Annotated in this window: 21 protein-coding genes and 1 tRNA gene; 8 read left to right on the top strand and 14 right to left on the bottom strand. The window is 68.2% G+C overall.

The annotated features are described in order from the left end of the window. The first annotated feature begins 36 nt into the window (after positions 1-36). Complete coding sequence (locus ABIC25_RS12920; protein WP_239401243.1) at positions 37-630, top strand: TetR/AcrR family transcriptional regulator; 594 nt, start codon at positions 37-39, stop codon at positions 628-630. 10 nt (positions 631-640) lie between these two features. Here the strand turns inward: ABIC25_RS12920 and ABIC25_RS12915 are convergent, their stop codons facing one another. Then, the gene (locus ABIC25_RS12915; protein WP_354561757.1) at positions 641-2,236 is read right to left on the bottom strand and encodes an NHL repeat-containing protein; all 1,596 of its coding nucleotides are present in this window, start codon (positions 2,234-2,236) and stop codon (positions 641-643) included. 441 nt (positions 2,237-2,677) lie between these two features. Then, positions 2,678-3,067 (bottom strand): DUF5997 family protein, encoded by a 390-nt coding sequence (locus ABIC25_RS12910; protein WP_354562028.1) that lies wholly within the window; start codon positions 3,065-3,067, stop codon positions 2,678-2,680. Between the two features lie 41 nt (positions 3,068-3,108). Between ABIC25_RS12910 and ABIC25_RS12905 the strand changes: the two genes are divergently transcribed. Next, positions 3,109-3,876 (top strand): LysR family transcriptional regulator substrate-binding protein, encoded by a 768-nt coding sequence (locus tag ABIC25_RS12905; protein WP_435529082.1) that lies wholly within the window; start codon positions 3,109-3,111, stop codon positions 3,874-3,876. Positions 3,877-3,915: 39 nt separating this feature from the next. On the opposite strand, the gene ABIC25_RS12900 is transcribed toward ABIC25_RS12905, so the two are convergent. Beyond that, positions 3,916-4,575 (bottom strand): NADPH-dependent F420 reductase, encoded by a 660-nt coding sequence (locus ABIC25_RS12900; RefSeq protein WP_239401249.1) that lies wholly within the window; start codon positions 4,573-4,575, stop codon positions 3,916-3,918. Between the two features lie 111 nt (positions 4,576-4,686). Beyond that, positions 4,687-5,103, bottom strand: coding sequence for a TIGR03668 family PPOX class F420-dependent oxidoreductase (locus ABIC25_RS12895; RefSeq protein WP_354561754.1), 417 nt, complete (start codon positions 5,101-5,103; stop codon positions 4,687-4,689). 164 nt (positions 5,104-5,267) lie between these two features. Here ABIC25_RS12895 and ABIC25_RS12890 point away from each other — a divergent pair, with 164 nt between their 5' ends. Further along, positions 5,268-5,738: an SRPBCC family protein gene (locus ABIC25_RS12890; protein WP_354561752.1), complete on the top strand. Its 471-nt coding sequence runs from the start codon at positions 5,268-5,270 to the stop codon at positions 5,736-5,738. A 21-nt stretch (positions 5,739-5,759) separates the two neighbouring features. Here ABIC25_RS12890 and ABIC25_RS12885 read toward each other — a convergent pair whose 3' ends face one another. The 4 genes from ABIC25_RS12885 to ABIC25_RS12870 all read right to left on the bottom strand — a co-directional run bounded on the left by ABIC25_RS12885 (position 5,760) and on the right by ABIC25_RS12870 (position 9,180). Then, a complete protein-coding gene (locus ABIC25_RS12885; protein WP_354561751.1) occupies positions 5,760-6,248 on the bottom strand; it encodes a GyrI-like domain-containing protein in 489 nt (162 codons plus the stop codon). A gap of 85 nt (positions 6,249-6,333) precedes the next feature. After that, complete coding sequence (locus ABIC25_RS12880; RefSeq protein ID WP_064570314.1) at positions 6,334-7,842, bottom strand: amino acid permease; 1,509 nt, start codon at positions 7,840-7,842, stop codon at positions 6,334-6,336. 65 nt (positions 7,843-7,907) lie between these two features. Then, on the bottom strand, positions 7,908-9,008 hold the full coding sequence (locus ABIC25_RS12875; RefSeq protein ID WP_354561749.1) for a beta-mannosidase: 1,101 nt from the start codon (positions 9,006-9,008) through the stop codon (positions 7,908-7,910). A 98-nt stretch (positions 9,009-9,106) separates the two neighbouring features. Beyond that, positions 9,107-9,180 (bottom strand) — tRNA-Gly (locus ABIC25_RS12870). 252 nt (positions 9,181-9,432) lie between these two features. On the opposite strand from ABIC25_RS12870, the gene ABIC25_RS12865 reads away from it, so the two are divergent. The 4 genes from ABIC25_RS12865 to ABIC25_RS12850 all read left to right on the top strand — a co-directional run bounded on the left by ABIC25_RS12865 (position 9,433) and on the right by ABIC25_RS12850 (position 14,590). Beyond that, positions 9,433-10,932 carry an HNH endonuclease signature motif containing protein gene (locus ABIC25_RS12865; RefSeq protein ID WP_354561747.1) on the top strand — a complete coding sequence of 500 codons (1,500 nt, stop codon included), beginning with the start codon at positions 9,433-9,435 and terminating at the stop codon, positions 10,930-10,932. A gap of 21 nt (positions 10,933-10,953) precedes the next feature. Next, a complete protein-coding gene (gene dcd, locus ABIC25_RS12860; RefSeq protein WP_004022432.1) occupies positions 10,954-11,526 on the top strand; it encodes a dCTP deaminase in 573 nt (190 codons plus the stop codon). 86 nt (positions 11,527-11,612) lie between these two features. Next, a complete protein-coding gene (locus ABIC25_RS12855; protein WP_248643817.1) occupies positions 11,613-13,034 on the top strand; it encodes a UDP-glucose dehydrogenase family protein in 1,422 nt (473 codons plus the stop codon). Positions 13,035-13,129: 95 nt separating this feature from the next. After that, complete coding sequence (locus tag ABIC25_RS12850) at positions 13,130-14,590, top strand: hypothetical protein (protein ID WP_354561745.1); 1,461 nt, start codon at positions 13,130-13,132, stop codon at positions 14,588-14,590. A 2-nt stretch (positions 14,591-14,592) separates the two neighbouring features. On the opposite strand, the gene ABIC25_RS12845 is transcribed toward ABIC25_RS12850, so the two are convergent. Continuing rightward, positions 14,593-15,180, bottom strand: coding sequence for a TetR/AcrR family transcriptional regulator (locus ABIC25_RS12845; RefSeq protein ID WP_239401269.1), 588 nt, complete (start codon positions 15,178-15,180; stop codon positions 14,593-14,595). Positions 15,181-15,308: 128 nt separating this feature from the next. Between ABIC25_RS12845 and ABIC25_RS12840 the strand changes: the two genes are divergently transcribed. Then, positions 15,309-16,976, top strand: a complete 1,668-nt coding sequence (locus tag ABIC25_RS12840) for a DHA2 family efflux MFS transporter permease subunit (protein WP_354561744.1) — start codon at positions 15,309-15,311, stop codon at positions 16,974-16,976. Here the strand turns inward: ABIC25_RS12840 and ABIC25_RS12835 are convergent. The 5 genes from ABIC25_RS12835 to ABIC25_RS12815 all read right to left on the bottom strand — a co-directional run bounded on the left by ABIC25_RS12835 (position 16,938) and on the right by ABIC25_RS12815 (position 25,977). Beyond that, entirely contained in the window at positions 16,938-18,062 is a 1,125-nt protein-coding gene (locus tag ABIC25_RS12835) for a PDR/VanB family oxidoreductase (protein WP_354561743.1), read from the bottom strand. The two genes, ABIC25_RS12840 and ABIC25_RS12835, sit on opposite strands and share 39 nt — an antisense overlap. Positions 18,063-18,084: 22 nt before the next feature. Beyond that, on the bottom strand, positions 18,085-18,990 hold the full coding sequence (locus ABIC25_RS12830) for a metal-dependent hydrolase (RefSeq protein ID WP_354561742.1): 906 nt from the start codon (positions 18,988-18,990) through the stop codon (positions 18,085-18,087). 6 nt (positions 18,991-18,996) lie between these two features. Continuing rightward, entirely contained in the window at positions 18,997-20,781 is a 1,785-nt protein-coding gene (locus ABIC25_RS12825) for an SDR family oxidoreductase (protein ID WP_354561741.1), read from the bottom strand. 142 nt (positions 20,782-20,923) lie between these two features. Next, positions 20,924-22,177 carry a pyridoxal phosphate-dependent aminotransferase gene (locus ABIC25_RS12820; RefSeq protein ID WP_064570324.1) on the bottom strand — a complete coding sequence of 418 codons (1,254 nt, stop codon included), beginning with the start codon at positions 22,175-22,177 and terminating at the stop codon, positions 20,924-20,926. A gap of 134 nt (positions 22,178-22,311) precedes the next feature. Further along, positions 22,312-25,977 carry a (Fe-S)-binding protein gene (locus ABIC25_RS12815; RefSeq protein ID WP_354561740.1) on the bottom strand — a complete coding sequence of 1,222 codons (3,666 nt, stop codon included), beginning with the start codon at positions 25,975-25,977 and terminating at the stop codon, positions 22,312-22,314. Between the last annotated feature and the right edge of the window lie 46 nt (positions 25,978-26,023).

Here is a 26,023-nt window from a genome sequence, read left to right as displayed (position 1 = left end):
CGGGTCAACGTAGCACGGGTGTACTACCATGAGTCAATGCCCAAGTTGATCGACCGGGACGGGCGACGTGCCGAGATAGCCGAGGCCCTGTGGCGGATCGTGTTGCGTGACGGTGCGTCCGGAGTGTCGGTCCGCGAGGTGGCGGCCGAGGCGGGGATCTCGGTGGGTTCGCTCCGGCACGTCTTCGCCGACAAAGAGGAGTTGCTCGAGTTCTCGATGCGGCTGATCTACGAGCGCGTCGCCGTTCGACTACGACGCCACGACCGGATCCGCAATCCGCTGCGCTGGGCCGAGGCCGTGTTGTCGGAGGTCCTGCCGCTCGACGACGACCGGCGCGTCGAGATGCACGTGAACATCGCGATGGTGACCGAGTCGGTGGCCCATCCGGGGCTCGCGGCTGCGGCGCGTGAGGCCCACGACGGCCTGCGCTCGCTCTGCCGCACGGTGCTGACGGTCCTCGACGAGCACGAGATGGTCAGCGCGGACCTCGATCTCGACTCGCAGGCGATGGCGTTGCACGCTCTCGTCGACGGCCTGGCGATGCACCTGCTCCTCGCCGGCACCGAATCGCCGGACCGGGCTCGACGCGTACTCCGGGACCATCTGGCGGGGTTGCGCGTCGAGTCCTGAGCGCGGCTCGTCAGCTCAGCGGCACGGGTGCCGCGGCGCCGACGAAGGCGATGACATGTAATCCGCCGGGGTTCGTCTGCAGCGGAACCTCTTTCCAGTTGTTCGTCGCCCAGAGATTGCCCGACGGGTCGACGATGACCGCCGTGCTGCGGGTGAGGCCGTCGAAGAAGTAGCCGGTCACGTCCGGCGAGATCGCGTCACCGGTGCGCTTGCCGGGCGGGCAGGTCGAGGCGTCGGCGCCACAGAACTTCGACACGCGCTTGCCGGCGAAGTTGGCCACCCAGACGTTCCCGTCGCCGTCGGTGGTGATGCCCCAGGGGATGGTGATCCCGCCGCCGCGGAGCGGTCCGGCAAGGGTGCGCCCATCGGGTGCGAAGGCCGTGACGGAACCGTAGGACGGCGTCTGGGTGGGGCGGTCCGGGCACGGCAGGGTGATCACGCCCGAATTGGCCACCCACACAGTGCCCCTGGCGTCGGTTGCCAGGCCGAGGGGATTGTCGACCTGTGGGCCGGTGATCGGAGCGCGCAGTGCGCGTCCGTTGCGGTCGAGCACGGCGATCGAGCTGCTCTGCAGACCGCTGACGAACAGGGCGCGACCGTTGTCGACGATGTCGAAGGGCTGCTGGACGCCCGGGTCGATGTTCCGTGCGCGCCGCGGATCTCCGGCGGGGTAGACGGTGAGGGAGTCCGTGGCGCAGTTCGCGGTCCAGATGGACCCGTTGCGGTCGGTGGCCATGCCCTGCGGCCAGCTGATCGCGCCCTCGGTGTAGCCGGTCGCGGGCGAGAGCGCCCGGCCGTCGGCGCTGAACTCCGACATCGAATTGTGCGGCGGCTGACGGTCGGTGGGGCAGCCCGGGGCCGGTGCCGCGAAACCGAAGTTGCTGACCCAGATGTCGCCGTCGTGGTCGCGGGTGATGCCGTAGCCCGCTCCGCTGAGCCCGCCGCCCGTGAGGGGTCGGCCGCCGACCAGTGTGCCGTTCGGCGCGAAGCGGAACAGGTATTTGCCGTCGCAGACCGGGGTTCGGGGGTCGGGAGCGAATTGGTAGTTGGCATTCACCCAGACGTCGCCGCCCTCGCCGATCGCGAAGTTGCCGGGGCCCGCGAGGAGTCCGCCGCCGCCGTCGAAGCGGAGGGCGAGGGTCCATGCCGGCGGCGGCAGCGGAAGCCCGCCGGGACGTACCTGGTCGCGCAGCGACACCGCGAACAGGCCGGCGGGGTTGATGGAGGGGCTCTTGGCCATGTTGGCCATGGCGTCGAGCAGCGTCGAGGGGCGGCCGTCGAGTGGGGTGGTGGTCGTCGAACGAAGGGCCGCGCATCCGTCGGCGGACGCGGTGCATGCCGACACGGCGTTCGACAGCGATGTGAACGCGGCCATCGTCGACGTCTGCGAGCCGTTGGGTGCGCTCCGCAGAGTGGCGCCGAGCCGGCCGGTGGACGGGTCGGCGAGGTTGGCCGCCATCGACGCCGCGTTGCGCACGCCGGGCGCCGCGCCGCTGACGTCGGTGCTGTTGACGCCGGCGCTGTTGACGAACTGCGCCAGCGCGTAACCCGCTGCGACCGTTGTCGGTTCGTTGATGACGACCCGGGTGGGAACGGTGGGGGACACGGTGGCGAGCATCGTGAACGCGTCTCTACGTCCGACCGGTGCGGCCGTCAGGTAAAAGGCCTGGCGTGCGTCGGGGTGAGACGTCGGCTCGAGTCGGAAATTGCCCGCGCGGTCCGTGCGCGCGGAGCCCGCCTTTCGTGCGGGAGCCCCGTCGATGCCGGACACCCACGCCTGGACGTCCCATGCACGGGCAGGGCCCGCGGCGCTGACCGACCCGGCGACAGGTGTGGGCGATGGTGCAGCAGAGGCTGTCTGGACCCCTGTGACCGCCGACGATGCGGCCACACACGCGACGGCCGCCAGTGTGAATCGAACCCATCGGCCCGGGATGCGGTGCTGCACACGAACTCCTAGCGGAAGGTGCGGGCAGGCCGCAAACCGGCGAATCGGACGTAGTATACCCAGATCTCGCCGGTATCAGGAGTCGTTGTGCAGGGTCGGTCAGCCCTCGGGGTCGGCGTCGGCCTCGTCGCGAGCACGCCGCGTGTCGGCGTGGAGGGACTTGACGCGCCGCTCCTCGCGCCGGACTTCGATCTGGGTGGCGCGTTCGGCGGCCAGCCAATCCGGCATCTCGCTGAGGAGGTCGTCGATCTGGGCCGTCGTGAGGGCCTCGGTGATGCCGCCGCGGACGAGGCCCGAATTGGAGATCCCCAGCCTGGCGGCGACGAGGTTCTTCGGATGGGGCCCGTTGGCACGAAGCGTGCGGAGCCACTCCGGCGGGTCGGCCTGGAGGGCGGCGAGTTCGGCCCGGGTGATCGGGCCCTGCTGGAATTCCGCAGGAGTGGCCGGCAGGTACACGTCCAGTTTCTTGGCGGCGGTGGCCGGCTTCATCGACTGCGAGCTCATTCGTCGAGGGTATCGGGCGGTAGCCTGTGGACGTGACCACACCCGACGTTCACGCTGCCGGCGAGGCCCCCGCGTTCCGGCTGGCGTACGTCCCGGGCGTCACACCGAGCAAATGGGTCGGGATCTGGGCGGAGCGTCGTCCCGATGTGCCGTTGGAACTCGTCGCGCTCGATGTCGCGGACTGCGCGGAGGCGGTCGCGGAGGGGCGTGTGGACATGGCGATCACGCGGTTGCCGGAGGCCCTCCGGTACGGCGATGCACGGCAGCACCACACCATCGAGCTGTACGAGGAGAGCACCGTCGTCGTCGTGCCGAAAGACCATGTCCTGACGGCGGGTGAGGAGATGACGCTGGCCGATCTCGCCGACGAACAGCTCCTCTGGCCGCTGGACGAGCCGTTGACGGTGCCGGACCGCCCGGGTGCGGCGGTGGAGCACCGGCCCGAGACCGCCGGTGACGCAGTCGAACTCGTCGCAGCCGGCGTCGGTGTGCTGCTCGTACCGCAGTCGCTGGCGCGTCTGCATCACCGCAAGGACCTCGTCTACCGTCCGGTGATCGACGCGCCGACGAGTGCCGTGGGGCTCCTGTGGCCTGCTCCCACAACAGAATCGGCGGACGAGTTCATCGGCATCGTGCGTGGCCGCAAGCCGACGTCCTCGCGCGGACGCACCGGCGAGGCGCCGAAGCGATCGGCCAAGGAGAAAGCGGCGGCGAAGAGGGCGGCACGCGAGGCGGCCGGGAAGGTCCCCGGCAAGAGTGCGCGGCGCGGGTCGGGACGTCCGAAGCGTCGGTGATCTCACGCCGTGACGTGCCGCCCCCTTGGCGAGGGTGCGTCAGGCGCGCCATTCCGCGGTGCGTTCGGGCGATGCCTCGGCGAGAGCCTTGATCGTGTCGTCGACACCGAAGTCCTTGCCGTACACCGGAGTCCCCGGCTGCTGACGCCACGACTCGGCGAGCGGACCGGCATCGACCGGGTCGAACCCGAGTTCGTCGACGACGCGGAACACGATCTCCTTGCCGGCGGGGTCGTCGCCGGCGATCGGCAGCGCGATACGGCCCTCTGTGCCCGCCGGTACGCCCTTGTTCAGCAGGTGCTTCCAGTAGATGCCATTGAACACCTTGTACACCGGCACGCCGAGCAGTTCCGACACCCAGACGCTCTCGGGTGTGCCGTTCTCGATCGCCTCGATCTTCCCGTCGCGCTGCTGCGGGTAGTAGTTGTTGGTCTCGATGACCGGCGCGTCGGCCTTGCGGGCGTCGAGGATGCCCGGCGCGAGGTCGGGGGTGTTCTTCTGCGGGATGCTGACGATCACCAAATCGGCGTCCTGCGCGGCGTCGGCCGCCCACACCGCCGTGGCACCCGTCTCGGACGCCAGTTCGGCCAGCGTCTCCGGGTCGCGCGAGTTCGCCACCCGCACCTCGTGTCCCAGCGATGTCAGACGACGCGTGAGCGTCCCGCCGATGAATCCCGCACCGATGATCCCGATCTTCACAACTGCACCTCATTGTTCGACGATCTTGATGACCATTCGCGCAACGAGGGCTCGTGCCGGGTCATTCCCAGGCGCGGCGAAGGGTGACGATCGCCTCCTCGGTCCCGCCGCCTACGAGGTCGCCGACCAGCTGTGCCATGTCAGGGACTCCACGACGATCACCGGTCCCTCGGGCCGTCGTTGTCGATACTGCGGGTACTTCGCGGCCAGCGTGTCGATGCCGTGACTGCCGACGGGGTCACCGGCGTCGACGACGTGTGCCCGGCCGTCGACCCGCACCCACCAGAGTTCATCCCAGTTGTCGGAGTACTGGTCAGCCAAGAGCGACACCGCGGGATTGTTCGCGATGTTGGCGAGACGACGGAGTGCGGTGGTGCGTTTCGGCTTGTGATCCACGCACGTGTAGATGACGTCGTCATCGATTGCGCATACGACGGGGACCAGGTGCGGTGTGTCGGAGGGCGACACCGTGGCGAGCGTGACCGACCGCGCGGCGGCGAAACGTTCGCGAGTCAGGCGCAGGTCCATCTCACGAGGATGACATGCGTTCGGGTGTCGAGCCGGGCTACGGAGACGTCCGGAACGTCGCGGAGAGATGAGGCTCGAGTCACCGATGAGTGTCGATGCCGGTTCGGGTCAACCCCTGTGTCCACGCCCCGATCCGGGGAACCCGACCAGAAAGGGTCAGCAGCATGACTCACGACAGCGTTGCCGTCAGCCTCACGATCTCCGCCACACCCGACCAGGTGTTCGCGACGCTCGCCGACCCGCGCACCCACCAGGCCATCGACGGCACCGGCTGGGTTCGGGACGCAGTCGACACGACACCGCTGCGGGAGGTGGGTCAGCTCTTCCGGATGAACATGTACCACTCGAACCATCCGGACGGTGACTACCTGATGGAGAACCGGGTCGAGGTGATCGAACCGGTGTCGGCGATAGCGTGGCAACCAGGACAGCGCAACGACTCGGGGGAGCTCGAGTTCGGCGGCTGGACCTGGCGGTACGACCTGGCGCCGGTTGGGGAGTCGTGCACCGAGCTCACCTTGACCTACGACTGGTCGGCCGTACCCACCTACATCCGCGAGTACATCGAGTTCCCGCCGTTCGCCGACGACCATCTGCGTAACTCGTTGAACCACATCGCCGAGCTCGTCGGCTGATCGGCCCGGCCTCGAGGCGGCCTACATGTGCGCGACGGACAATGGCACGACGATCTCGGTGAGCAGGCTGTCCGGGTCGGCGTCGGGAGTCGGCGGGGTCACGTAAACCTCCCACGCGAACTCGCCAGGCGTGAGGCCCTGTTCGTCTATCCACGAGAAGACCGCCGCATACAACTCGGGCAGCAGGTCGTAGCTGCCCTGGTGTAGATGGCGGGCGATCTGCCCGCCCGGAGTCCGCATCCCGAACACCTGATCTGTGTCGGGGAACGGCGCATCGACGGGGAACGCGGCCCCCATGTCCATGACCATGCCGTCGGGAGTCTCCGACGGCATGGAGAAGGTCAAGCCGTACGCCGGTCCGGCGATCGTGCGCCCCGACTGCTCGATGCTCGACACCAGAAGCGGGAACGCCGAGTCGTAGAAGGCCTCTATCTCGTCCATGGCCACGGTCTTTCGTACCACCGCGAGTTCGACCGGGTCGACGTCGACGATCTCGGGAACGATCTGCATGGACCGAGCCTACTGCCCATTCGCGGCGGCGCGAGCTGACTGGGCGAGACCCGAAGCCCCACTTGGCTAGTGCCCGACGAGCGGGTCAGCCGACGAGGTCCGGATCCGGGTCGCGGTGCGCCGACGCAGCCGACGTGGGTGACAGATCGGCGGTGAGCAGGTCCACGCTCGGGCTGCGCGTGATCACCTTGTGGCCCCACCACAGCGCGAGGAACACGAACAGCGCACCGTAGGCGGTGAGCCACAGTTCGAGATTTCCCGCGGAGCCGTCGCGGATCGCCGGGAGATTCTGGCCGGCGATGACTGCAACGCACATGAGCAACGCGATGATCGGTCCGGCCGGATAGAGCCAGGCCTTGTAGGGGAGTCTGCCGAGGTCCAGACCTTGCGCGTGCCACGCCCGCCGGAACCGATAGTGGGCCCAGGCGATACCCATCCACGTGATGAAACCGGCCACCGACGAGGCGGTGACGAGCCAGACGTAGGCGCGACCGTCGCCCACCCGACTCGCCAGGAAGCAGAGGGCACCGATGGCCGTCGTCGCGGCCACGGCGAGGAGTGGCACACCTGATCGCGTGACCCACGAGAACACACGCGGCGCGTTGCCCTGAACCGACAGGCCGTACAACGCGCGGGTTGCCGCGAACAGGCTCGCATTGCCCGCCGACAGGATCGCGATCAGGATCACGGCGTTCATGATCGATGCCGCCACCGCGATCCCCGCTTCGGAGAACACGAGGGTGAACGGGGCGACCGCGATGTTCTCCTCGGAGGCATTCAGCAGATTGGGGTCGGTGTAGGGGATCAGGAACGCGATGATGGTGAGGGTGCCGATGTAGAACAGCAGGATGCGCACGAAAACGGTGCGCACCGCACGAGGAATCGCGGTCTTCGGTTCGACTGCCTCGCCGGCGGCGACCGCGATCATCTCGGTGCCCTGGAATGCGAAGCCGGCGATGAGGAAGACCGACAACATGCCGAGCGGGAAGTCCACGAACGGAGCGTCGTCGATCGTCCAATTGCTGAACCCCGGCGACGGGCGGTCGCCGACGACCCCGAGGATCAGCAGCACGCCGACGATGAGGAAGACGACCACCGCGATGACCTTGATCGCCGCGAACCAGAACTCGGCCTCGCCGAACGCCTTGACCGCGAACAGGTTCAGGGCCAGCAGACCCGCCAGGAAGACGATCGACCAGATCCACGACGGCACGTCAGGGGCCCAGTACTTCATGATCAGCCCGGCGGCCACCAACTCGGCGGCCAGGGTGACCGACCAGTTGAGCCAGTAGTTCCACCCGGCGGCGAAACCGAAGGACTTGCTCACGAAGCGTTTGCCGTACTCCTCGAATGGGTTGCTGCACGGGATGTATGCCGACATCTCGCCGAGGCTCTGCATGAGGAAGAAGACCATGCAGCCCATCAGCAGATACGCCAGGATGGCGCCACCCGGGCCCGCGTCGGAGATGGTGGCGCCCGACGCGACGAACAAGCCGGTGCCGATGGCGCCGCCGAGCGCGAGCATGCTGATGTGGCGACTCTGAAGTCCCTTGCGCAGAGACTCGTCGGGGGTGATCCCCAGGGGACTGGACACCGGCAGAGTCTAACGGCCGGTCGGCCCGTCGGCCGGGCGTTGCGCTGTTGCCTGGGTGCCGGGCCTCAATCGAGACGGGTCAGTTCGGCGACCAGGTCGTGCACCGGGTCGCCGGGACCGATGTCGTAAGTGCACTGGTCGTCCCGCGGGTCCGGGACGAACGCCCAGAACAGTGCGGTTGCCGTCCCGGCCGCCCGCTGACCGGCGACCTTGGTCCGGAAGTCGTTGACGCGCCCGGACCTCGAACCGCACGAACCGGCGAACTGGCCGATCTCGTTCACGGCGAGAGGTTTTCCGACTGCGCGCGCCTGTCGTAGACGTTCGGCCAGCCCGTTCCACTGATCCCCGGGGAGCGCGACTCCGTCCGCACCGTAGTCGTGGTAGTCCAGGACATCCAGATACGGGGAGCCCGCGACGTACTGATAGTCGGGTCCGGCGGTGCCGCACTGGCCACCGCCGGTGAAGCCGGACCAGATCACCGCCCCGCCGTGCAGTCGGGTGACCATGGCACCTGCACTGCCGAAAAAGGACCGCAGTACGCGCGCGGCGTCGACCGGGCACGACCGCTGTTGCCAGGCACACGTCTGATCGCCACAGACGGACGGCTCGGGTTCACCCACCAATTCCCATCCCGCCAGCGCCGGGCTGGCCTTCCAGCGTCTCACTGCCGTCCGCGCCCATTCCTCGAACGTGAGTCCGCCCGCTCCGGCGGCCGTTCGCCAGCCCGATCGGTACCAGTCGCGTTCCTTGAAAACTCCGCTCTCGCAGGCGCCGTCGGCGGCGGCCAGGACCGGTAGGACCATCTGATCGTGCCGCGCCGCGGCGTCGAAGACGGCGTCCATCGGCCCGAAATCCAACTGCTGGGTGTACTTGTTCACCGCCAGTCGAGCGAACAGATTGAAGCGGGTGAGCGAATGCGGGGGTAGGACAGCGAAATAGTCGTCGAGATCCACCATCGCTCCGCACCCGGCGTTCACCGACCAGTCGGTGGCCAGCTGGTACGCGTCGAACCCGGATGGCCACCACTGGCGTCCGTCGAGGGTTAATCCGGTCGACGTGGCCTTCACCCGGTTGGGAGCCGCCTGTGCGGGCGGAGGCATCATCCAGCTCACGAGCAGGCCGATGCACAGCACCAGAATCGGAATTCTCACCGCGGGCAGATGCATGTGTGCGTCCTGGGATGACGAGGGCCGACAGTGGCGCCGGCCCGGTTCGTCTGATGATTGCACGTGGCCGCTCGGTTGTGGATCGCGTCCGAGAATGGTGGAGCCGATGACGGGAATCGAACCCGCGTATTCAGCTTGGGAAGCTGATGTTCTGCCATTGAACTACATCGGCGTGCGAGTGCTGGACTCGCGATCGACAGCCTAGCAAACCGGTGGCCGGGACGGTCGTCGGGACGCGCAGATGTCGCGGATCGTCGCGCTGGGCGCTACGAAGTGCTACATCTGGCCGGCGATGGGACGGACTGACCCGATGCGATTCGGTTGCGACGCAGAACAACTCATGAACAAGGGTTGCGCTACCGGCGGCCGCCCGGTAGGCTCGAACACAGTTTCGAGTTAAGCCATGATGATGGGGGATGAAATCATGGCTTCAACCGAGCCATCTGCACCACAACCACTTCTGCTCGACCAGTACGAGCGCCTGCATGCGCTGCTGGACGAGATCGCCGAGACGACGTCCACGGACTGCTCGGAGACCGAGCTACTCCAGGTCGCGATCCAGCACGAGCGCGCCGAACGGCGCATGCTGTCGGCGTTCACCGACCACATCGTCGACATCGACGAGCGGTCGGCCTACCGGAAGATGGGCTGTCAGACAGTCTCCAATTTCCTGTGCCACGCGTTGAACCGGCGCGGCGAGGCGACCCGCCTGATGAACCGCGTGTGGGCACTGGGCAAGTTCCCCGACATGCAGGGCGTCCCGCTCGAGCCACGTTTCCTCGAGACAGCGAAAGGTGTTGCCGACGGCGAGATCTCGGGTCGGCACGTCGACGTCGTCATCGAGGTGATGCGCAAGATCCCCGCCGACGTCGACCCCGCCGAGAAGGACGCTGCCGAAGCGACTCTCGCGCACTACGCCCGCGACTACGACCCGTCGGCGCTCCGCGACCTCGGTGCCCGCATCCTGGCCCATCTCGACCCGGACGGAACCATCACCGACGACCGAGATCGTGCGCGCAACCGTGGGCTCAAGCTCGGGCCGCAGGACGCCCAACTCATGTCCCGCCTGACCGCCACCCTCGACCCGACGACGCGTGCGATGCTCGACGTCGTCCTGGCGGTGTGGGCGGCGCCCGGGATGAACAACCCCGCCGACCCCGAATCGCCCACGGGGAGCCCCGAAGCCGCGCACCCCGATGCCCTCGCCGCAGCGGCCGGACGCGACGAGCGTTCGGCCGAGAAGCGCAACCATGACGCGTTCCGCGCCATGCTGCGTTTCGTGCTCGACGCCGGCGCCCTCGGGGGTTCGCACCACGGGCTGCCGCCACACCTTGTCGTCTCCATCACCGAATCGGCGCTGCGCGACGCGGCCGGCGACCCGGCACGGACCGCGACCGGAACCCTCCTACCCGTCAAGGACGCCATCAACCTTGCCGCCGACGCGCAGCATCATCTCGCGGTGTTCCGGGACCACTCCAGTGAGGTGCTCTATCTCGGACGGTCCAGACGATTGGCCTCACGCGCACAACGAATCGCCGCGGTCGCCCGCGACGGCGGCTGCACCTTCCCGGGATGCACGCGGCCGTCGTTCGACTGCGAGATCCATCATGTAGTCGAGTGGGACGCCCACCACGGCTCCACCGACCTCGACACCCTCGCGACCGCCTGCCCACCACACAACCGAGTGGTCGGCACCGGGGTGGATCAGTGGGCCACCACCATCGCCACCGAAGGGGTCGACGCCGGCCGCGCCGTCTGGCACCCGCCCCGCTCGCATCCGTCGTTGACGCCGCGGACCAACCATGCCCATCGCACCAACGCGATCCTCGACCGGATGCGCGCCGACGTCCGCCAGCGCCGGACGGCCGCACCCGACGACCGGGGATCATCGGCGCCGACCGACACCGGCGCAGACCCTCCCTGACCATTCGATAACCTCGACACCGTGCTGCTCTCCGACCGCGACATCCGCGCCGAGATCGCTGACGGGCGCCTCGCCATCGATCCGTTCGATCCCGCCCTCGTCCAGCCCTCCAGCGTCGACGTCCGGCTCGACGGTCTGTTCCGGGTGTTCAACAACACCCGCTACACCCACATCGACCCCGCGCAGCGCCAAGACGAACTCACCTCGCTGGTCGAACCGGCCGACGGCGAGCCCTTTGTGCTGCACCCGGGCGAATTCGTGCTGGGGTCGACCCTCGAGGTGTGCTCACTGCCCGACGACCTCGCCGGCCGGCTGGAAGGCAAGTCGTCGCTCGGCCGGCTCGGCTTGCTCACGCATTCGACGGCGGGCTTCATCGACCCCGGCTTCTCCGGCCACATCACCCTCGAACTCTCCAATGTGGCCAACCTGCCGATCACGCTCTGGCCCGGGATGAAGATCGGCCAGCTCTGCCTCATCCGCCTCAGCAGCCCGGCCGAGGAGCCGTACGGCAGTGCGTCGGTGGGTTCGAAATACCAGGGGCAACGCGGTCCGACACCGTCGAAGGCGTACCTCAACTTCCAGAAGAACGACTAGGGCCGACCGGAAGTTCACCTACCGGATCACCCTCCGCCACGGCGGAGATGGTTACCGGCCGCACCGCGTGGGTAACCGTAGCCTTCATGAAGCTCACGGTGATCGGATGCGGCTACCTCGGTGCCACACACGCGGCCTGCATGGCCGAACTCGGGCACGACGTCGTCGGCATCGACGTCGACGCGCTCAAGATCGAGCGTCTCCAGGCCGGTGAGGTCCCGTTCTTCGAACCCGGTCTCTCCGACATCCTCCGGCGGAACATCGACGCCGGACGGCTGCGCTTCACCACCGACCATCTCGCCGCCGCCGACCACGCCTCGGTCCACTTTCTCGGGGTGGGTACCCCGCAGGAGCCGCGCGGGCATCGCGCCGACCTGTCGCATGTGTACGCCGCCGTCGACTCACTCGTGCCCACACTGCGCGGCAAGCACCTGATCATCGGGAAGTCCACCGTACCCGTCGGCACGTGTGCCGAACTGTCGCAGCGTATCTCGGTCTTGACGCACTCCGGTGCCGACATCGAGCTGTCATGGAGTCCGGAATTCCTGCGGGAGGGGTTCGCCGTCGAGGACACCCTCGAACCGGACCGCCTGGTGCTGGGTCTGGGGTCGCTCGACGATCCGTCCTACGACCCCGCCGCCGAATCGTCGGCGGGCGAGGTCATCCGCGAGATCTACCGTGAGATCCTCGAAACCGGCGTTCCGCTCATCGAAACCGATTGGGCCACGGCCGAACTCGTCAAGGTCTCGGCAAACGCGTTCCTCGCCACCAAGATCTCGTTCATCAACGCGATCAGCGAACTGGCCGAGATCGCCGGCGCCGACATCAACACGCTCGCCGACGCGATCGGGTATGACCCCCGTATCGGACGCCGATTCCTCAACGCCGGACTCGGTTTCGGCGGGGGATGCCTGCCCAAGGACATCCGCGCGCTGACCGCCCGCGCCGACGACATGGGTGCGCCACGCGCCGTGGGGTTCCTGCGCGAGGTCGACGCCATCAACATGCGTCGCCGGGGCGCGGCCGTCGAATTGGTCTACGAGGCGTTGGGCGGCGAGGTGTTGGGCCGCAACGTCGCCGTCCTCGGTGCCGCGTTCAAACCCGAGAGCGACGACGTCCGGGATTCGCCGGCCCTCGCCGTCGCGAGCAGGCTGGCTCTCGAAGGCGCGTCGGTCACCGTCTTCGATCCCAAGGCGATGGACAATTGCCGACGCATGCAGCCGAGTCTCCAGTACGCCGCCACCGCGCGCGACGCATGCGACCGGGCCGACGTCGTCGTCATCGCCACCGAATGGGCGGAGTTCGTCCACATGGCGCCCGAGGAACTCGATGGCGTGGTCCGCGCCAGACGAATCGTCGACGGCCGGCGCTGCCTCGACCCGCAGATGTGGCGCGACGCCGGCTGGGACTACCGCGCGCTGGGCGGTCCGGCACCCACCCGCCCCGCACCGCGAAACAGCCCGTCCGAGCAGGTGAACGGATTCGCGCCGGGGGCCTCGATCCGCTGAGTCGTGCTAGGTTGAGTCTCGCGACTGTCCAGGGGGCACCTTCTCGCCGGTGGGGGCTTGAGGCGAGGTGCACGTGAGGTGCAGGAACTGACCAGATGACCGACACGGTGGCCGACCCGGCCGTGACACCGACGTCTGCCCAGGCAGAGGTCACGGTCAGCGCTGTCGTCGCCGACTCCGTGCGCGCCCAGCTGGCTGACCGCGGAATCCCCGACACAGCCGAGATCGTCCTGTTCGATCTCGATCCGTGCGCAGGTGTCTCGGTGGGACGCATGGACCCGGCCCGCGGGACCGTCGCCGATTCCTACTCCGATTCCGGTCTCACCCTGGACGCCCTCGATCACGTGATCGCCGAGCACCTCATCCGCGTCGGGCGCGTGGCCGCGCCGACCTCGCGCGACTGGCACGAGGAGGTCCTCGACCTCGTCACGCGCGGTCGCGAACGGCTCCGCGAGTCCGACGGCACGTTCCTGATGGGCCGTGACCACATCAGGCTGTTCCGGATGGCGCGTCGCGACGTCGCCGAAGCCGGCGCCCCACTCACCGCGCGGGCCGAAGAACTCGCCCGCGCGGCCGTGGCCGGCGCGGCTGCCCCCGCAGTCGTCATCACCGGTCGCGTGAGTGCCTGGCCGGGACTGCGGGACGCCGTTGCGCGAGCGGTCCCGGTGCCCGTTGTCGACGCCGAACCCGCGGGGAGCGCGATCCGGCCCGTGGCGACCGGCGGGCACGCAGCCGAACCCGACGAGGTCGCCGGCGACGATGTCCACGTCTGGCCTGCACCGACCATCACGTCCGAGCACGCGACCGACTCGCATACGCCGAACCCGTCGCCGGGCGAAACGGTTCGCCCGGACAAGGGCGACGATCCACCCCACGACCCCCCGATCTTCGAGGCGGTGAAGCGCGCGCCGCCGCCGATGGCCACGGCGTTCGGGGCGCTGGCGACGTATGGTGCAGTCGGACAACCGATTCGCGAGGACCCGCCGAATGGCGGTCCGGCGTACGGCGGGGGCGCGTCACACGACGGGACGGACACCGCGTCGGAATCATCGTCGGCGACCCGCTCGCCTTCGGTGGCTGCGCCTTCCATCGGACGGGATGTCGATACCGTTCCCGCATCGGGTTCGCCGCCGGACGATTCGGCGCCGACCGGGCCGCTTCAACTCGTCGACGTTCCCACGACGGGCCCGCAAGCTGTCGGTGCCGGGCGGAGGCGTGGGGGCAAGCGTGTGCTCGCGGGGATCGCTCTGCTGTGCGCGGTGGCCGTCGTGGGTGTGGCCACGGCATTGGCGGTCGCACACGATGAGCCGGCCCCGGCCGTCGCCGCGCCGCTTCCCCAGCGCACGATCGTGACCCCCGAACCCGAATTCGCCGACCCCGCAATCCTTGCCGAGGCCCGGCAACCCGCGCGTCGGTACACGACACCTCCGCCGCCCGAGACGACGACGCCCTCCTCAGAGTCGGCGCCCCGACCTCGTCCCCGGTCGCGGACCCCGCGTGCGCCAGGCGGTGTGACGATCCCGATCCCCGGTCTGCCGCCGATCGTCCTGCCCTGACGTCAGCCCGGGTGCGGGGACAGCCCGCGCGCCACGAAGGTCAGGACCTTCTCGTAACCCGCCGTCGCGTCGATCTGGGGCGGGTGGGTGCTCGCGAGTTCGAGTCCCACCGCGCCGTGCACGGCCGACCAGGCCAGCATCGCCAGGTCGGCCGGGTCCCCGGCCATGATCACCCCGGCCACCTGGCCGTATCGGATGACGTCGACGAGGACGGCGAACGCGTCCAGCGCGACGTCCGGTTCCGGCGCGCACTGTGCGGAGAACATCAACCGGTAGATCACCGGATTGGCGATCGCGAACGCCCGGTAGGAGCGACCGGAGTTGATGAGGCGGGCGACGGGGTCGTCGTCGGTCGCTGCGATGGCCCGGCCGAACTCGACGAACCCGTCGGTGACCAGCGCGTCGAGTAGGCCGTCGCGGCCGTCGAAGTGGTTGTAGACCCCCATCGGGGCCACCTGTGCCTCGGCCGCGACGGCACGGACCGTCAGCCCGGCCTCGCCGTCCCGCTCGAGGATTGTTCGTCCGGCCCGGAGCAGGGCGGAACGGACCTCGGCGGCCGAGGTGCGGGTGCGGGGCTTCGCGGGGGACATGTTGACAACCTACTAGAACAGTGTTCTTCTTGATTAGAACAGTGTCCTACAACAATGGAACAATGTTCTAAACGATCTCGTCCGGCTGACAGCACGATCGCCCGAGTGGCCCTGATCAGGAGAATCCGATGCGAACAGAACGCGCACACATCCGCTGGTGGGCGCTCGGCGCCCTCAGCTTCGCCGAACTACTCGTCATGATCGACAACACGATCGTCAACGTGGCCCTCCCGACGCTCGCCCGCGACCTCGGCGCCGGGATCTCGGGCCTGCAGTGGATCGTCGACGCCTACACCCTCGTCTTCGCAGGTCTGCTGCTGACCGGAGGCTACCTCGGTGACCGGTTCGGGCACCGACGGATGCTCCTCGCCGGCATCGTGGGGTTCATGGGGGTGTCGGTGCTGGCGGCGTCGTCGCAGGACATCGGGCAGCTCATCGCGAGCCGAGCCGGGCTCGGAGTCTTTGCGGCGCTGGTCTTCCCGGCCACGCTCGCGATCATCACCACCATTTTCGTCGACGCCCGGGAACGCGCGATGGCGGTGGGGATCTGGGCGGCCGTGTCCGGGGTGGCGGTGGCCATCGGGCCGGTCCTCGGCGGATGGCTGCTCGAACACTTCTCGTGGACTTCGGTGTTCTGGGTGAACATTCCGTTCGGTGTGCTGGCCCTGGTGCTGATCCTAGCCGTCGTTCCCGGCACCCGTCCGCTGGCGGTGCCACGCTTCGACGCCGTCGGCGTCGTGCTGTCTGTCGCCGGACTGGGCCTGCTCACCTTCACTCTGATCGAGGCACCGCATGTCGGCTGGGTCGAAGTGCGCACGGTCCTCGGAGTCGTTGTCGCGCTGGCGATCCTCGCCGTGTTCGTCACGACGCAGCTCCGGATCGCGCATCCGATCCTCGATGTGCGACTCTTCGCCAACCGGCGTTTCGCGACCGCGGCCGGGATGATCAGCGTGGCGTTCTTCGCGCTGTTCGGCTTCATCTTCCTGATCACCCAGTTCTTCCAGGCGGTGAAGGGTTACGGGCCGCTGGCCGCCGGGATCCGTACCCTGCCGTTCGCGATCGTGATGGCGGCGCTGTCGCCGGTCGCGATGGCGCTGTCGCAACGTTTCGGGCCGAGGGTCGTCTCGGTGATCGGTGCGTTCCTGATGTCGGGTGGATTCGCACTCGTCGAGATCTCTTCGCGCGCTTCCGGTTACTGGGAACTCATCGTGTGGTCGATGGCACTGATGGCGGCGGGTCTCGCGTTCATCTCCGGTCCGTGCACCCAGCTCATCATGGACGCGCTGCGTCCGGAGCAGGCCGGCGCGGGCAGTGCGGTCAACGACACGACGCGGGAGATCGGCGGAACGCTCGGTGTGGCCGTTCTCGGTTCGATCCTGACGTCGGCCTACGTAGCCGGTGTCGGGGAACGACTGTCGGGTGGCGGCGTGCCGGCCGAAGCGGTCGACGCGGCGAAGCAGTCCGTGATGGCCGGTGTCGAGGTGGCGGACCGCCTGCCGGGCGCGATGGGCGATGCGGTTCAGGTCGCGGTTCAACAGGTCTTCATGGACGGCTTACACAACGCGGTCTGGGCGGCGGTCGCCATCACCGCGACGGCAGGCATCGCGGCAGCATTCCTGTTGCGCGGCAGTGGGACCGGGTTGCAGGCTGCTGTCGACGAGGTCGGCGACGGGGCCCTTCGTGGCTCGTCGCTAACGCTCCTCGCACCTCAGGGAGCAGAAGGGGGTCACATCCTTGGGATTGATGAGCAGAAGGGCTCAGAGGTCGAGGGTGAGGTTCCCGCCGGGACTGCGTGAGACGCAGGTGAGCATGGTCCCGGCCTCGCGTTCGGGCTCGGTCAGGATGTTGTCGCGGTGGTCGATCTCGCCCGACAGCGTCCTGACCTTGCAGGTGCCGCAGAATCCCTGCTGGCACGAGTACGGAACCGACGGCACCACCCGGCGGATCGCGGCGAGCGCGGATTCGTCTGCGGCGACCGGGATCTGCCGGCCGGTCGAGGCCAGGGTCACGGTGAAGTCGGTCCCGTTCTCCACCGGGGGAGGGCTGAAACGCTCGTAGTGCAACTCGATGTCGGACCGGGCCGCGAGCCGGCGCCTGAGCCCCTCCAGCATCGGAACCGGCCCGCAGCAGTAGACGGCGAGGTCGGCCGGATCGTCCACGGGACCGACGAGTTCGGCCATGCTCGGCAGACCGTGTACGTCATCGGTACGGATCGTGACGCGGTCGCCGAAGGCGGCCACCTCGTCGAGGAACGGGATGGACTCGGCGGTACGGCCGGTGTATATCATCGACCAGTCCAGCCCGAATCGTTCGGCGGTGGCGAGCATCGGCAGGATCGGGGTGATGCCGATTCCCGCCGCGACGAACCGGAGGCGGCGGGCGGACGACCCGTGACCGGGAACGGCGAACGGAAAAGCGTTGCGCGGTCCCTTGATCGAGAACACGTCACCGACCCGCAGCGAGTCGTGGACCTCGACCGAACCGCCACCGCCGTCGGGAATTCGGCGCACCGCGATCCGATAGTGGTTGCGGTCAGCGGTGTCGCCGCACAGGGAGTACTCCCGCATGCGTCCGGAGGGCAGCAGCAGATCGATGTGCGCGCCGGCACGCCATGTCGGCAGCATGCCACCGTCGGCGGCGGCGAGGGTGAGTGCGATGACGTTCTCGTCCCGCGCGACCACCTCGCGGCCGACGATCCGGACCTTGGTGGTCCCGTCGCTCACCGCACCGGGTTGCAACGGTGACAGCGGTCGCCAGACCGGCCACCACGCCCGGGCCACCATCGTCCCGACCGTGAGCAGAGGATCGTGTCGCCACCGGCCGTGCAGGTGCGGCGGGGGCTGGGTCAGCGTCGTCGAATGTGGATGTGCGCGTTGGTTCATGACAGTGCCCCCTCGCCCCCGATCACGCCGCGTTGCGCGCGGCCGGAGAGCTCGCGAGGTAGGCGACGGCCTGCGCGGTGCTGCCGATGTCCTCGGGTCGGAATCCGGGCCGGAAGTAGCTGAAGGTGGCGAACACGATCGTCCGCATCTTCGGCAGCACACCGGCACGTACCCCGCGGTGGTAATGCCACGTCTTCTGGAAGTAGTTGTAGGACAGTGACGTGTCCTGGCTCATGATGAAGCGGTAACCCCGCTGGATGAGGATCAGCAGGATCGGCAGCACCACGAACATGGCACGGCCGCGGCGGAGATACCCGTCGCCGAAGTACGCGGCGACATCGTGCGCCACCGCCCGATGCTCCACCTCTTCGGCCCCGTGCCACATGAACAGGTCGGCCATCGTGGGGTGCGCCCCGAGCCGGGTCCAGGTGTTGTTCAGCGCGAAGTCGCCGAGGATCGCGGTGTAGTGCTCCAGGGCCGCGATGAGCCACAGGCGTTCGACGAGGTGTTTGTCCCGGGCTTCCTGGGTGCCACCCTCCAACGGCCCGAGGACCTTGCGGAAGATCCACTCCATCTGTAACTGATAGGGCCGTGGGTCGATGCCGTGGTGATCGAGGAACTCCCACAGGACATGATCGTGCGCCTCGGCGTGCATCGCCTCCTGACCGATGAACCCTCGCATCCGGGCGGCGAGTTCGTCGTCGGCGACCAGGGGCAGGGCCTCGTTGTAGGTCTGCACGAACCAGCGCTCACCCTCGGGCAGAAGGAGGTTGAGCACGCTGACGAAGTTCGACGCGACCGGGTGACCCGGAATCCAGTGGAGCGGGACGTCGTCCCAGTCGAACGCCACATTGCGGGCGTGCAGCTCGACGGGCCCCGGATCGGCCGATGCATCGTCCCGGTGCGCGGGAGTGTCGATGTGCGTCATATCCGTTCACCCCGCGACTTTCTGGCGGGCCCCGATTCGCGAGAGCCAGGGCGCGAAGCGGTAGATCCGGTATCCCACCTTGGCTTCCACGGTCACCGGCACCACCGCCTTGTCGTGCTCGATGGCCGCGACGATCTCGCTCGCCACCCGGTCGGGGGTGAATCCCCGGCGCCGGTAGAACCGATCCAGCCGATCTCGTTGTGAGTGCTCGGTTTCGGCGTCGAGCCCGGCGATCGGCGTCGAGGAGACGATGTTGGTGTCGACGAGTCCGGGGCAGATCGCGCTCACACCGATACGGTGCTCGGCGAGCTCGGCGCGCAGCGACTCGGAGAACAGCAGCACCCCCGCCTTCGACGCCGAGTACAGACCGAGGCTGCGCGACGGCGTGAACGCCGCGGCCGACGCGATGTTGACGATGTGCCCGCCCACGCCGCGCTCGACCATCTGGCGGCCGAATTCGCGACTGCCGGTGACGACGCCGCGGAGGTTGACGTCCAGCAGCCGGTCCACCTGCTCGTCGGTGGCGGCCAACACCCCACCGGCCAAACCGATTCCCGCATTGTTGACCACGATGTCGGGAACCCCGTGGACATCTCGGATGCGTGCGGCGAAGGCGACGAAATCCGCGGTGTCCGACACGTCGAGGAGGTACGCATGCGCCGCCGACCCCGCGACCTTGCAGGCCCGGGCGGTCTCGTCGGCGGACGTGAGGTCGAGGTCGGCCAGCACGAGTTCGCAACCGCGTTCGGCCAGGGCGAGGGCCGTCTCACGTCCGATACCGCTGCCCGCACCGGTGATCACGACGAGTTTGCCCGCCAGCGGCTTCGGTTCGGTGAACAACCGCGCGCGCTCGATCGCCGGTGCCGGCTCTCCGCTGTTGGTTTGCAGCGCAAGGAAATCCAGGACGAGCCCGGTCAGATAGTCGGGGTGGGTGTACGGCAGCCAATGGCCGGTCGGGGTGTCGCGTCGCCAGAGTTTCGCGGCGTAGGTCGGCGTGTTGTCGTAGATGGCGGGCCGCAGCGCGATGTCGCGTTCGTTGACCACCTGGAGCACCGGCACCGTGGTGGGCCGCGGATCGGGCCGCAGGAGTTTCGCGCGGATGTTCGCGCGGTACAGGGCGAGGCCGGTCACCATGTCGCGACGCAACGAGTCGGCGACGTCGACGTTCTCCGGTGGTGTGCCCTCGACCGCACGCAGGAACTGCTTCCACACCGTCGGGTTGCCCAGTGCGCGCAACAGCACGCCAGGGAGCACCGGGAGCTGGAAGAGCCCGGTGTAGGCCGAGGACATCGACTGCGCGAGAACATTTCGCAGATGACGAGGCGTGGGGCTGGCGACCTGATCGCGCACGAACTGGCCGAGGTGGTCGAGGTTCGGGCCGGAGACCGAGACGAACGAGGCGATGCGGGCGTTCGCGCGCGGGCGACTCACGGCCTCCCATGTCTGCACCGACCCCCAGTCGTGGGCGACGACGTGGACGGCGTCGTCCGGACTCACCGACTCGGCGACCGCGTACAGGTCGTCGGCGAGCTCGTCGAGTCGGTAGGCGGCGACCCGCCGGGGGCGGTCACTCGCGCCGAAGCCGCGGCAGTCATAAGCGACCACGTGATACTTCTCCGCCAGGCGCGGGGCGATGTGGGTCCACAGATGGTGGGTGTCCGGCCAGCCGTGCACCAGCAGCACCGTCGGATTCAACGTATCGCCCAGTTCATAGGTGGCCAGCCGAATCCCGCTGTTGGTGACGGTTCCCCGTCGCCAGTCCGGCTGGTGGTGTACTGCCGTCTCGGACATGTGTGTCACCTCGTTGTGTTGCCGCGCCGATGGAGGTACACGTTACCAACGGTTACACAAATGTCCAGACCCCTGGAAAACAGTGCGGGCCCGGTCCGAAGACCGGGCCCTCACCAGGGGCTATCCGCAGGAGTCTACGAAGTCACTGCCGGTACGACGACAAGAAGTTACCGATACGCTCCACGGCCTCTTTCAGATCGCGCGACCACGGCAGGGTGACGATGCGGAAGTGGTTGTGGTCGTCGAGATTGAATCCGGTGCCCTGCACGACCAGGATCTTCTCCTGCAGCAGCAGGTCCTGGACGAACAGCTCGTCGTTGTGGATCTCGTACACCTCGGGGTCGAGACGGGGGAAGGCGTACAGCGCGCCCTTGGGCTTCACACAGCTGACCCCGGGGATCTCGTTGAGCTTCTCCCAGGTGACGTTGCGCTGTTCGTACAGCCGGCCGCCGGGGGAGACGAGGGCCTCGATGGATTGGTAGCCGCCCAGCGCCACCTGGATCGCGTGCTGGCCCGGCACATTCGCGCACAGACGCGTCGACGCCAGGATGCCCATGCCCTCGATGAAGCCGCGGGCGTGATCCTTCGGTCCGGTCATCACGACCCACCCGGCGCGATAACCGCAGACGCGGTAGGCCTTCGACAGGCCGTTGAAGGTGAGGCACAACAGATCCGGCGCCAGCGACGCCACGTTCACGTGCTCGGCCTCGTCGTAGATGATCTTGTCGTAGATCTCGTCGGCGAGGATCAGCAGCGAGTGCTCGCGGGCCAGTTCGACGAGCTGCTCGAGGACCTCGCGTGAGTAGACCGCGCCCGTCGGATTGTTGGGGTTGATGATGACGATCGCCTTGGTGCGGTCGGTGATCTTCGCGGCGATGTCGGCGACGTCGGGGTTCCACCCGTTCTCCTCGTCGCAGCGGTAGTGCACGGGCTGCCCGCCGGACAGCGAGGTCATCGCGGTCCACAGCGGGTAGTCGGGCGCCGGGATCAGGACCTCGTCGCCGTCGTTCAACAGCGCCTGCATCGTCATGGTGATGAGCTCGGAGACGCCGTTGCCCAGGATGACGTCGTCGACGTCGAAGTACGGGAAGTCGGGGATGAGCTCGTAGCGGGTCACCACGGCACGCCGCGCGGACAGGACGCCGGCGGACTCGGAGTAGCCCTGCGCGTAGGGGAGCGCGTGGATCATGTCGCGCATGATCACGTCGGGGGCCTCGAAACCGAACAGCGCCGGGTTGCCGATGTTCAGCTTGAGGATTCGGTGGCCCTCCGCCTCGAGCCGCTGCGCGTGCGCGTGGACGGGACCACGGATCTCGTAGCACACGTTCTGCAGCTTGAGCGACTGCTCCAGCGGCTTGAGGTTCTGGTTCAGGTGCGAAACATGGGGCCTACTCACGGGTACATTGTCGCAGCCGATGGCAAATGCGTTTCTGGCGCGTGTCGAAGCGGAGGTCACCCCAAACGACAGATGTCGTCTTTCGTGGCGGTGGGCGCCACGAAAGACGACATCTGTCTGCTTTGCTGAGCGATCTACTTGTGGCCGGGCCGCTTCTTGCCGGCCGCGATGCCGAAGCCCTTGGCCTTCGACGCCCCGGTCTCGGCGACGGTACGAGCCGCGGACGAGCCGTTGCTCGACGCCGCGGGTGCCTCGTCGGCCGGGGCTTCATCGGACGGTGCCTCGGCTGCCGGGGCTTCATCGGCCGGTGCCTCGGCTGCCGGGGCTTCATCTGTCGGTGTCTCATCGACCGGTGCCTCGGCTTCAGGTGCCTCGGGTTCCGGCGCCTCGGCTTCGAGAGCGGTCTCCGGCTCGGGGTCCGATTCCGGTTCCGGCACAGCGGCCGCCGGAGCAGCCTTGCTCGCGCCACCCGGCCGCTTCTTGCCCGCGGCCATGCCGAAGCCCTTGGCCTTGGCCGGCTTCTCCTCGGTCAGCGCGGCGGCCGAGCCACCGTCGCTCGCCGTCGCCTCCGATGAAGGGGCCTCGGCTGCTGCCGGGGCCTCGGCGGTCTCCGACTGCGTGGGCTCGGCCTCGGGTTGTGCCGCCTCCGGTTCGGGTGCACTCTCAGCCGGTGCGGCGGCCGGCTTGGCCGCGGCCTTGCCGATCCCGCCCGGCCGCTTCTTGCCCGCGGACATCCCGAAGCCCTTGGCCTTGCCCGGCTTTTCTTCCGTTGCGGCAGCGACAGGTGTGTCCGTTGCGGCAGCGACAGATGTGTCCGGTGCTTCCGCAGTCGCCGACGATTCCGTGTCGACGGTGGGCGCGGCGTCCGGTGCCGATTCGCTCTCGTCGACCTTGCTCTCGGCGGGGGCGGTCACTCCGGCGTCGGGTGCGGCTGCGTTGGTCGCCTTCTGACCCGGCCGCTTCGCCTTGCCCATGCCGAAGCCCTTCGACGCGGGCTTCTTCTCGGCGGTCTCGGTGGCGGCCTCGGCGACCTCCTCCTTGACCGCGTCCGACGACTCGGTCTCGGCGGGCACCGGTTCGGCGGTCCCCCCGGCGGGCTTGCCTGCCGCACCGGGACGCTTGGCGCCGCCCTTCATGCCGAATCCCTTGGCGGCGGGCTTCTTCTCGGCCGGTGCCTGGGCGGGGGCCTCGGCGGGTGCGGAATCCGTGGCCGGAGCGGCGGCGGATGCCGCGGCACCGGGCTTCTTGCCGCCCTTCATGCCGAAGCCCTTGGACGCCGGCTTCTTCTCGGCGGGCGCCGTCTCGGCGGGTGCCTCCGGCGCTGCGGTCTTGGCCGCCGCACCCGGCTTCTTGCCGCCCTTCATGCCCAGGCCGACCTTCGGCTTCGGGGCCGCCTCGGTCGTCGCCGACGCGGATGCTGCCGCCGCGGCGGGGACCTTCTCGGGCTCGGGTTCGGGCTCCGGCTCGGCAGCGCTCGGACGCGGTCCGAGGAACCGGCCGCCGAGCTTCACCTCGGTGGGGCCGCCGCGCTTGACCGAGTCGAGCAGCAGCTGCGCGACGTCGACGACCTCGACCTTGCCCTCGGACTCGGTGCCGCTGGTCCGGGCCGTGACACCGTCGGTGAGCATGACGCGGCAGAACGGGCAGCCGGTCGCGACCTTCTTGACCTGATCGCCGGTCGTGTCGCCGAGGGTGTTCAGCGCCTCGTCGACCCGGTCGATGTTGATCCGCTTGCCGATCTGCTCTTCCATCCACATGCGCGCGCCACCGGCACCACAGCACATGGACCGCTCGCCGTGACGCGGCATCTCGGTGAGCGTCGAACCGGCGGCGCCCATGAGTTCACGCGGTGCGTCGTAGACCTTGTTGTGGCGGCCCAGGTAGCACGGGTCGTGGTAGGTGACGTCCTCGCTGATGGGGGCGACGGGGACGAGCCGCTTCTCGCGCACGAGGCGGTTCAGCAGCTGCGTGTGGTGGACGACTTCGTACTTCGCTCCCAGCTGCGGGTACTCGTTGCCCAGTGCGTTGAAGCAGTGTGCACAGGTGACGACGACCTTCTTGCGCTGCTCGGGTGCGGTCGCGAAGACCTCGCCGAGCATCTCGATGTTCTGCTGCGCGAGCATCTGGAAGAGGAACTCGTTGCCGGCGCGTCGTGCCGAGTCACCGGTACAGGTCTCGCCCTCGCCGAGAACCATGAAGTTCACCGCGGCCATGTCGAGCAGTTCGGCGACGGCCTTGGTGGTCTTCTTCGCGCGGTCCTCGTAAGCACCGGCACAGCCGACCCAGAACAGGTACTCGAAGCCCTCGAACGACTCGACGTCCTTGCCGAAGACCGGGATCTCGATGTCCATCTCGTCGATCCAGGCGGTGCGCGCGAAGGCGTTCTGGCCCCACGGGTTGCCCTTGTTCTCGAGGTTCTTGAACATGCCGGCCAGCTCGGTCGGGAAGTCCGACTCGATCAGGACCTGGTAGCGACGCATGTCGAGGATGTGGTCGACGTGCTCGATGTCGACCGGGCACTGCTCGACGCACGCGCCGCAGGTGGTGCAGCTCCACAGGGTCTCGGTGTCGATGACCGCACCGAGTGCCTCGGGGTCGAACTCGCCGTCCACCGACTCGACACCCAGTCCGCCACCGAGGTCGCCCTTCGACTCGCCGACGAGCTTGCGTGCCGCTTCGGCGCGCGCCGCCTCGGGGATAGCGTTGAGCTTGTCCTCGAGCACGTTGCCGTCGGCGTCGACCAGTCCGACCTCGTCACCGCCCATGTCCTTGCGGCCACCGGCCAGCAGATAGGGCGCCTTGGCGTTGCCGTGATCGCGCAGCGACATGATGAGCAGCTTGGGGCTCAGCGGCTTGCCGGTGTTCCATGCGGGACACTGCGACTGGCAGCGACCGCACTCGGTGCAGGTGGTGAAGTCCAGCCAGCCCTTCCACGAGAAGTCCTCGATCTTGCCTGCGCCGAACGCATCGACATCGGGGTCGGCGGTCTCCATGTCGAGGACCTTGCCCTGGCTCATCATCGGCTTCGCGGCACCGAGGGCGACGCCGCCGTCCTGCTCGCGCTTGAAGTAGATGTTGAAGAAGGCCGAGAAGCGGTGCCAGGCAACGCCCCAGCTGATGTTCATGCCGACCATGGCCAGCCAGACCATGCCGCTCATCAGCTTGATGACGGCGAAGATCGACACCAGGGTCGGCGACGCGGGGAGGATCTTCGCGACCTGCATGGTGAAGAAGTCGGAGTAGGCGTTCGCGTGACCGTAGGTCGCGATCTTCGAGGCCTTCACCAGGATCATGCCCAGGCCCTCGAGGAGCACGACGGCCTCGACGAAGTACGCCGGGGCGAAGCGTGATCCGCCGAATCGGGACAGCCGCTCGGGGACGCGCGGGTGGTTGAGCTGACGGATCACGATCAGCACGATGATGCCGACCACGGTCGCGATGCCGAGGAGCTCGTCCCACAGGTGCCAGGCGAACGTGTCACCGAAGACCGGCCAGTGGAACTCGGGGTTGATGGACTGGCCGTAGGCCTCGAACCACAGCAGGAAGCCGCCGAGGAAGCCGACCATCACGAGCCAGTGTGCCCAGCCGACGGTGCGGAACTTCACCATGCGCGTGTGGACGATGAATTCCTTCATCATCGTCAGGAACCGCGGCAGGATGGGCCAGAAGCGGGCGCTGTCCACCTTGTGCCCGAGCTTGATGGTGCGGTAGATCCGCACCACGCCGCCGAGGAACAGGTACCAGCAGAACAGGCTGACCACGGCAGCGGTGGTGCCGAGGGCAATCGTCGTGGCTGTCACGGGCTCGTACCGGCCTTTCGTCTAGGTCGTCCGCCGCCGGGTCGCG

This window comes from Gordonia sp. PvP123 (genome assembly GCF_040547295.1).
GTDB classification, from domain to species: Bacteria; Actinomycetota; Actinomycetes; order Mycobacteriales; family Mycobacteriaceae; genus Gordonia; species Gordonia terrae.
The sequence above is the reverse complement of the archived record's forward strand: the minus strand, read 5'-3'. Positions and strand labels throughout refer to the sequence as shown.

What these genes read in the sequence shown, in the direction of transcription:
- ABIC25_RS12920 (WP_239401243.1), top strand. Translation starts at nt 37, where the DNA reads ATGCCCAAGTTGATCGACCGGGACGGGCGACGTGCCGAGATAGCCGAG.
- ABIC25_RS12910 (WP_354562028.1), bottom strand. Translation starts at nt 3,067, where the DNA reads ATGAAGCCGGCCACCGCCGCCAAGAAACTGGACGTGTACCTGCCGGCC.
- ABIC25_RS12895 (WP_354561754.1), bottom strand. Translation starts at nt 5,103, where the DNA reads ATGGACCTGCGCCTGACTCGCGAACGTTTCGCCGCCGCGCGGTCGGTC.
- ABIC25_RS12890 (WP_354561752.1), top strand. Translation starts at nt 5,268, where the DNA reads ATGACTCACGACAGCGTTGCCGTCAGCCTCACGATCTCCGCCACACCC.
- ABIC25_RS12885 (WP_354561751.1), bottom strand. Translation starts at nt 6,248, where the DNA reads ATGCAGATCGTTCCCGAGATCGTCGACGTCGACCCGGTCGAACTCGCG.
- ABIC25_RS12875 (WP_354561749.1), bottom strand. Translation starts at nt 9,008, where the DNA reads ATGCATCTGCCCGCGGTGAGAATTCCGATTCTGGTGCTGTGCATCGGC.
- ABIC25_RS12865 (WP_354561747.1), top strand. Translation starts at nt 9,433, where the DNA reads ATGGCTTCAACCGAGCCATCTGCACCACAACCACTTCTGCTCGACCAG.
- ABIC25_RS12855 (WP_248643817.1), top strand. Translation starts at nt 11,613, where the DNA reads ATGAAGCTCACGGTGATCGGATGCGGCTACCTCGGTGCCACACACGCG.
- ABIC25_RS12850 (WP_354561745.1), top strand. Translation starts at nt 13,130, where the DNA reads ATGACCGACACGGTGGCCGACCCGGCCGTGACACCGACGTCTGCCCAG.
- ABIC25_RS12845 (WP_239401269.1), bottom strand. Translation starts at nt 15,180, where the DNA reads ATGTCCCCCGCGAAGCCCCGCACCCGCACCTCGGCCGCCGAGGTCCGT.
- ABIC25_RS12840 (WP_354561744.1), top strand. Translation starts at nt 15,309, where the DNA reads ATGCGAACAGAACGCGCACACATCCGCTGGTGGGCGCTCGGCGCCCTC.
- ABIC25_RS12835 (WP_354561743.1), bottom strand. Translation starts at nt 18,062, where the DNA reads ATGAACCAACGCGCACATCCACATTCGACGACGCTGACCCAGCCCCCG.
- ABIC25_RS12830 (WP_354561742.1), bottom strand. Translation starts at nt 18,990, where the DNA reads ATGACGCACATCGACACTCCCGCGCACCGGGACGATGCATCGGCCGAT.
- ABIC25_RS12825 (WP_354561741.1), bottom strand. Translation starts at nt 20,781, where the DNA reads ATGTCCGAGACGGCAGTACACCACCAGCCGGACTGGCGACGGGGAACC.